Origin of the sequence: Mesorhizobium sp. M7A.F.Ca.AU.001.01.1.1, from assembly GCF_004022735.1 — a bacterium.
Classification (GTDB): domain Bacteria; phylum Pseudomonadota; class Alphaproteobacteria; order Rhizobiales; family Rhizobiaceae; genus Mesorhizobium; species Mesorhizobium ciceri.
In genome coordinates, this window is record NZ_RZPF01000342.1 from 1 (window position 1) to 6,565 (window position 6,565).

Here is a 6,565-nt window from a genome sequence, read left to right on the forward strand (position 1 = left end):
CGCCACGGCGTGCTTATCGTGGTCCGGACTGTAGGGCGGGTCGCCCAGCACGCTGACATCCATCATCACGGCGCTGCCGCCCGACTGCTCGATGCACTGTTTCATGAACAACAGCTCTTCGGCCTTTGTGTCGCCCGTGCCGATGACCAGGATGCGGGGTGCTGTCTCCGAGGGCATCAGGCCTGCCTCCTCAGGGTTTGCAGGTTTTCACCGTTGAGGCGCATGGAAATCTCCCGTGCCGCCGCCCTCACGGCAAGTCCCCGCTCCGTGATCGCGGCCGCCGTCGTTCTGGCCTTTGGCGCCGCCACCGCGATGGTGCCGAGCGCAAAGCCATCCGCCCCGCGGATTGCCGCCGCGACGCTGATCACACCTTCCTCATAGCCCTGGTCGCAGATCGAATAGCCGCGCTCGCGCGCCTCGCCCATGGATCTTGAGATGGCGGCCGGCTCGATCAGCGTATGGGCCGTGAAGGCATCGAGCGAACCCGTCAGGCACGCCTTGACGGTCTCGTCGCGGGCGAAGGCCAGATAGGCGATGCCCGACGCGGTCGAATGCAAAGGCAGCAACTGACCGATGTCGATGTTGACCCGGTTTGCCCATGCTGGATGCTCGACGTTGACGGTGACCAGCCTGTCGACGCCGAATTCCGACAAATGCACGGTCTCGGCCGTCGATGCGGCCAGGTCCCGCACCAGCGGAACGGCCGTCTGCAGGAAGGGAAAGCGCGCCTCGCGGATGCGCGCCAGCCGCGACAGCCCGGCGCCGAGGCGATAGTGCCGCGTACCCGCATCCTGCTCGACGAAACCACGGCCGGCCAGCGCTACCAGCAGCCGCCTTGTCGTCGCCTTGTCGAAGCCCGAGCGGCGCGCCAGATCGGACAGGCCGAGCTCGGGCTCGTCGACGTTGAACAGCTCCAGAAGCGAGATCGCTTTTCCGACCGTACTCAAATTTGCCTCCCCGTTCGGGACAATCATTTAACGTGTGAATTAACTTGACAGGCATCAGCATTGTTTGCAAGTCTATATTCAAAATAACGGTTCAAATAATGAACCAACCGCCAGAGTGCATGGGACAGGCCATTCGGCCGGCGAACTCAAGGGTTTGCAAACAGGAGGGATCAATGACAGCAGTCTCGGAACAGGCGCCGGCCAACAGGCTGCGCAAGAACAGTCTTGGCGTCGGCGCCATCACCTTCATGGTGATTTCTGCGGCCGCCCCACTCACGGCAGTCGCCGGCGGCACGCCGCTTGGCATGCTGATGGGCAATGGCGCCGGCTTTGCCGGCACCTATCTCATCGTGACCGTGCTGCTGCTTTTGTTCGCGGTCGGCTATGTCGCCATGTCACGCCATGTCGGCAATGCCGGCGCCTTCTATGCCTATGCCGCACGCGGCCTCGGCAGCATGGCCGGCGGCGCCACGGCGCTGATCGCCATCCTGTCCTACAACGCCATGCAGATCGGCGTCATGGGCCTGCTGGGCGCCGCAACCGCCGGCCTGTTCGCCGGCTGGGGCATCAACCTGCCCTGGTGGGTGTGGAGCTTCATCGCCATCGCGCTGGTCGCCGTGCTCGGCTATCGGCAGGTCGACCTCTCCGCCAAGATCCTGACGGTGCTGGTGCTGTGCGAATATCTTGTGGTGCTGATCCTCGATATCGCCATCCTCAAGACCGGCGGCGATAGCGGCCTGTCGGCGGCGCCATTCAGCTGGAGCCAGATCGTCAGCGGCTCGCCGGCCATCGCCATCCTGTTCTGCTTCGCCGCCTTCATCGGTTTCGAGGCGACGACGATCTATGCCGAGGAAGCCCGCGACCCAAAGGTCACCATTCCGCGCGCCACCTATTTCTCGGTCGTGCTGATCGGCGTCTTCTACATGCTCACGGCATGGCTGATGGCGGTCGGCGCCGGTGTCGACAAATTGCTGCCGACGCTGCAGGGATTGCAGGATCCGACGACCTTCCTGTTCGGCCTGTCCGACCGCTACGCCGGCACGATGCTTTCGCAGGCGATGAGCATCCTGTTCGTGTCGAGCCTGTTTGCCGGCGTGCTGGCGTTCCACAATGCGGTTGCGCGCTACATCTACGTCTCGGGCCGCGAGAAGCTGTTGCCGCAGACGATCGGCGTGACGCATCCGGTGCACCAGAGCCCACATGTCGCTTCCGTCATCCAGAGCGTGCTCGCCGCGGTCGTTGTCGGCCTGTTCGCCGTGCTCGGCCTCGATCCGGTGCTGGCGCTGTTTTCGTGGCTGACCAATGTCGCGACGCTCGGTGTCATCGCGATGATGGCGGTGGCATCGCTTGCCGTGGTGATGTTCTTCCGCGCCAACCCGGCGGCCCACGAGAATGCGCTGAAGACCACCATCCTGCCCGGGCTGACCTTCATCGCCTTCGTCATCATCATCTATTTGATCGTCATCAATTTCGGCAGCCTGTCGGGAGCCGGCGGTTTCCTTGGCGTGTTCCTGCCGGGGCTGGTGCTGATCGCCGCGATCGTCGGCCTGCTGCTGGCCAGCGCGCTGAAGAGCCGCGATCCGGTCGCGTTCAAAAACCTCGGCCAGCCGCTGAAAGATTGAGAAAAGCAAAGGGGCGGCATGCCACGCCGCCCCTTACACCACAAGGGGAGTGGCGGATTTGAGCTTTGCCGAAAATATCACCGTCGAGGCATTGGAAGCCGATCCCTACCCGATCTATGCAGAGCTCAGGCGCAGTGCGCCGGTCGCTTTCGTGCCGGCGGTCAATCTTTGGTTCGTCACCCGCTGGAAGGATGTCGAGAGCGTCGCCAAGTCGCCCGAGATCTTCTCCGCCGTCGTCGGCTCGTCACCAGTTGAGCGTTCCTTCGGCAAGCCGACCATCCTGACCACCGATGGCGAGACGCACAAGCAACTGCGCCAAGGCGTCGACCCGAAATACCGGCCGCGCACCGTCGCCGCCTATGCCGGCGACCTCGTGCGGTCGATTGCCGAACCTTTTCTGGACCGGATCGTCAACCAGGGCTCCGCCGAGCTGATGACCGATTATTTCGAGCCGGTGTCGACGCTCAGCCTGGCGCGCTCGCTCGGCCTTGCCGGCATCGATATGCCGACGCTGCGCCGCTGGTTCTACGGCCTTGCCCAGGGCGCCATCAATTTCGAGAACGATCCGAAACGGCAGGAGATCGCCGACGCAATCAGTGCCGAGGTCGGCGACGCCATCCTGCCGACGCTGGAAAGACTTGCGCGCCAGCCAGATGACTCGGCGCTGTCGCATATGCTGCATGACGGCATGCCGGAGGGCACGACGCGGCCGATCGACTTTCTGATGCCCAGCATCAAGGTCATTCTGCTTGGCGGCATGCAGGAGCCCGGACATGGCGCCGGCTCGATCCTCGCCGGCCTGCTGGCCCATCCCGAGCAATTGCGGCAGGTGCTCGCCGATCCCGAGACTTTCGTGCCGAGGGCGGTCGACGAGGGCCTGCGCTGGGTGGCGCCGATCGGTACGCAGACGCGGCAGACGACGCGGGCAGTCGAGATTGGCGGCGTGACGATCCCGGCCGGCGCTGCCGTCGCCGCCCTCGTCGCTTCGGCAAGCCGCGACGAGAGCCGCTTTGCCGATCCCGACCGCTTCGACATCAACCGCAACGAAGGCAACCATGCCGCCTTCGGCTTCGGCCATCATTTCTGTTCGGGCCGGTTCTTCGCACGCGAGCAGATGTGCCTTGCGGTGCGGCTGTTGCTCCAACGCTTCCCCGATCTCAGCCTTGTGCCGAGCAGGGAACCGGTGTTTCGCGGCTGGGAATTCCGCGCGCCAACCACATTGCATGTTTCCCTTGGAGTCCGTCACCAATGATCAGTCAGAATGCCATCGAAACGCTGCGCAAGACGGAGATCGGCGCGCAGGGCCTGTTCATCGATGGCGTGCAGGTCGAGGCAACAAGCGGCGCAAGCCTGCCGGTGACGTCGCCGATCGACGGCCGACCTTTCGCCAGCATCGCCGACGGCAACGCCGCCGATATCGACCGCGCCGTGAAGTCGGCGCGCAAGGCGTTCGAGAAGGGCTCGTGGTCGCGCGCCACACCCGCCTTTCGCAAGAAGGTGCTGACGAAATTCGCCGAGCTGGTCGAGAAACACGCCGATGAGCTCGCCGTGCTCGGTGTGCGCGACAACGGCACCGAGATCGGCATGGCCTACAAGGCAGAACCGCTGTCGGCGGCAGGCACCATCCGCTACTATGCCGAGGCCATCGACAAGGTCTATGGCGAGATAGCGCCGACGGCCGAGAATGTGCTCGGACTGATCCACAAGGAGCCGCTCGGCGTCGTCGGCGTCATCGTGCCGTGGAATTTCCCGCTGATGATCGGTGCCTGGAAGATCGCGCCTGCACTTGCCGCCGGCAATTGCGTGGTGGTCAAGCCGCCGGAGATCGCCTCGCTGACGCTGCTGCGGCTGGCCGAACTGGCAAGCGAGGCCGGCTTGCCCGCCGGTGTGCTCAACGTCGTCACCGGGCTTGGCGCGGTCACCGGCGAGGCGCTCGGCCTGCATATGGATGTCGACGCCATCGCCTTCACCGGTTCCGGCCCGGTCGGCAGGCGGCTGCTCGAATATTCCGCTCGCTCCAATCTGAAGCGCGTCTTCCTCGAACTCGGCGGCAAGTCGCCGAACATCGTCTTTGCCGACGCCCCGGACCTGAAACAGACAGCGGTCGTCTCGGCCAATGGCATCTTCCGCAATTCCGGCCAGGTCTGCGTCGCCGGCTCGCGGCTTCTCGTCCAGTCAGCGGTCTACGACCGCTTCATGGACGAACTGCTCTCGGCAACCATGCGGCTCAAAGTCGGCGATCCGCTTGATCTCACCAGCGATGTCGGCGCGGTATCGAGCGCCGAACAGCTGGACAAGAACCTCGGTTTCGTCGCCAGGGCCACGGAAGAAGGTGCCCGTCTCGTCACCGGCGGCCAGCGGATGCTGACCGAGACCGGTGGCAGCTACATGGCGCCAACGATCTTCGAGAATGTCATGCAGGACATGCAGTTGGCGCGCGAGGAGGTGTTCGGGCCGGTGCTCGGCGTCATGCGCTTCGAGACCGAGGAGGAGGCGGTTCGGCTTGCCAATTCGACCGTCTACGGGCTTGCCTCCGCGGTGTGGACCGCCAATCTCTCCACCGCGCATCGCATGGTGCGCGCCATCAATGCCGGCGTCGTCCACGTCAACACCTATGGCGGCGCCGACATCACCGTGCCGCTCGGCGGCGTCAAGCAGTCCGGCTTCGGCCGCGACAAGTCGCTGCACGCGCTGGAGAAATATTTGGAACTGAAGGCGGCCTGGATCGCGCTTTGACGGCACGCTGAGCTCTCTGAGAATCTGACGACCTCCAGACGCGCGCAAGATCGCGCCGCGATCCGCTGCGGCCGGCCAAGCAGCGGCTTTTGCTCACGCTCTTGAAAATTTTGAGAGAATATTCCCGGCTTTGGCGAGAATGGCGAAACGCGTTCTTTGATAAACTTGATAGAATTTCTGAGGATGCGACCAAGGCTAGGCAATCCGCCTCGCTGCCATGACTTCACAACCGCAGAGATCAATCATGACTGACTTCAAGAACACTTTGCCATCTTCCCCCGGGTCAACCGTCAACCGGCGCAGTGGCCTTGCTCTGCTGTTCGCCTCAGTCGTCGCGATCGGCAGCCTGATTGCACCGCATGCGTCGTTTGCCGAGGACAAGAAGGCGATCAAGGTCGGCATCATCAGCGGCGAGGACGAGGACGTCTGGCGCGTCGTCGTCGCGCAAGCCGCCGAAAAGGGCCTTGCCATCGAGACGGTGGTATTCAACGACTACACCCAGCCCAACGAAGCGCTGGAGCGCGGCGAGATCGACGCCAACGCCTTCCAGCACCAGCCCTATCTCGACAACCAGATCAAGACGCAAGGCTACCACATCGTCCGTGTCGGCTATACCGGCGTCTGGCCGATCGGCCTCTACTCTAAGAAGTTCAGCAAGGTTGCCGACCTGCCCGAGGGCGCGGTCATTGGCGTGCCCAACGACCCATCCAATGAAGGCCGGGCGCTGCGCGTGCTGCAGAACGAGGGCGTGATCAAGCTCAGGGATGGCACCGGCATTCTGGCCACCACCGCCGACATCGCCGAGAACGCGAAGAAGGTGGTGATCAAGGAACTTGACGCCGGTATCGTCGGCCGCTCGGTCGAGGATCTCGATGCGGCCGTGGTCAACACCGACTGGGCGCTGAAAAGCGGCCTGTCGCCGGAAAACCGCATCGCGCAGGAGCCTATCGCCGACAATCCCTACCGCAACTTCATCGCGGTGAAGACCGGTAACGAGAACGAGGCCTGGGTGAAGACGCTGGTGGCTTCCTATCAGAACGAGGCGGTGAAGGCCGAGTTCGACAAGGTCTACAAGGGCACCGGCCTCAGCGCCTATTGATCCGGTCCTCGGCCGGAAGCCCGGTTCGAGAGCAACAGCGGTCCGCGCTCAGGCGCGGGCCGCGATTGCGTTTTCGGGAACAGGAATATTCATGAACCAGCATATCACGGCATCCGGGGAGACCGCCGATCCGACCCAGACCCGGCCCGACGCATCTCAGG

Annotated in this window: 6 protein-coding genes; 4 read left to right on the forward strand and 2 right to left on the reverse strand. The window is 63.8% G+C overall.

Annotation, left to right across the window (positions count from 1 at the left end):
* Together EN884_RS20465 and EN884_RS20470 are read right to left on the reverse strand one after the other, a co-directional pair.
* The coding region (locus tag EN884_RS20465; RefSeq protein ID WP_206617614.1) for a Tm-1-like ATP-binding domain-containing protein at positions 1 to 177 on the reverse strand (177 nt) is incomplete at its 3' end.
* Positions 177 to 947 (reverse strand): IclR family transcriptional regulator, encoded by a 771-nt coding sequence (locus tag EN884_RS20470; protein ID WP_063169692.1) that lies wholly within the window; start codon positions 945 to 947, stop codon positions 177 to 179. The genes EN884_RS20470 and EN884_RS20465, both read right to left, overlap by 1 nt.
* A gap of 173 nt (positions 948 to 1,120) precedes the next feature.
* Here EN884_RS20470 and EN884_RS20475 point away from each other — a divergent pair, with 173 nt between their 5' ends.
* The 4 genes from EN884_RS20475 (at position 1,121) to EN884_RS20490 (ending at position 6,404) form a co-directional block, all read left to right on the forward strand.
* The gene (locus tag EN884_RS20475; protein WP_027161147.1) at positions 1,121 to 2,569 is read left to right on the forward strand and encodes an APC family permease; all 1,449 of its coding nucleotides are present in this window, start codon (positions 1,121 to 1,123) and stop codon (positions 2,567 to 2,569) included.
* A gap of 49 nt (positions 2,570 to 2,618) precedes the next feature.
* Positions 2,619 to 3,821, forward strand: a complete 1,203-nt coding sequence (locus EN884_RS20480) for a cytochrome P450 (protein WP_245458406.1) — start codon at positions 2,619 to 2,621, stop codon at positions 3,819 to 3,821.
* The gene (locus EN884_RS20485) at positions 3,818 to 5,305 is read left to right on the forward strand and encodes an aldehyde dehydrogenase (protein ID WP_063169690.1); all 1,488 of its coding nucleotides are present in this window, start codon (positions 3,818 to 3,820) and stop codon (positions 5,303 to 5,305) included. The genes EN884_RS20480 and EN884_RS20485 overlap by 4 nt, the downstream gene beginning before the upstream one ends.
* A gap of 244 nt (positions 5,306 to 5,549) precedes the next feature.
* On the forward strand, positions 5,550 to 6,404 hold the full coding sequence (locus tag EN884_RS20490) for a MetQ/NlpA family lipoprotein (RefSeq protein WP_013528557.1): 855 nt from the start codon (positions 5,550 to 5,552) through the stop codon (positions 6,402 to 6,404).
* Positions 6,405 to 6,565: the final 161 nt, after the last annotated feature.

Bases quoted from the DNA above. Each gene is read 5' to 3' on its own strand.
- EN884_RS20475 (WP_027161147.1), top strand. From the start codon at position 1,121: ATGACAGCAGTCTCGGAACAGGCGCCGGCCAACAGGCTGCGCAAGAAC.
- EN884_RS20485 (WP_063169690.1), top strand. From the start codon at position 3,818: ATGATCAGTCAGAATGCCATCGAAACGCTGCGCAAGACGGAGATCGGC.
- EN884_RS20490 (WP_013528557.1), top strand. From the start codon at position 5,550: ATGACTGACTTCAAGAACACTTTGCCATCTTCCCCCGGGTCAACCGTC.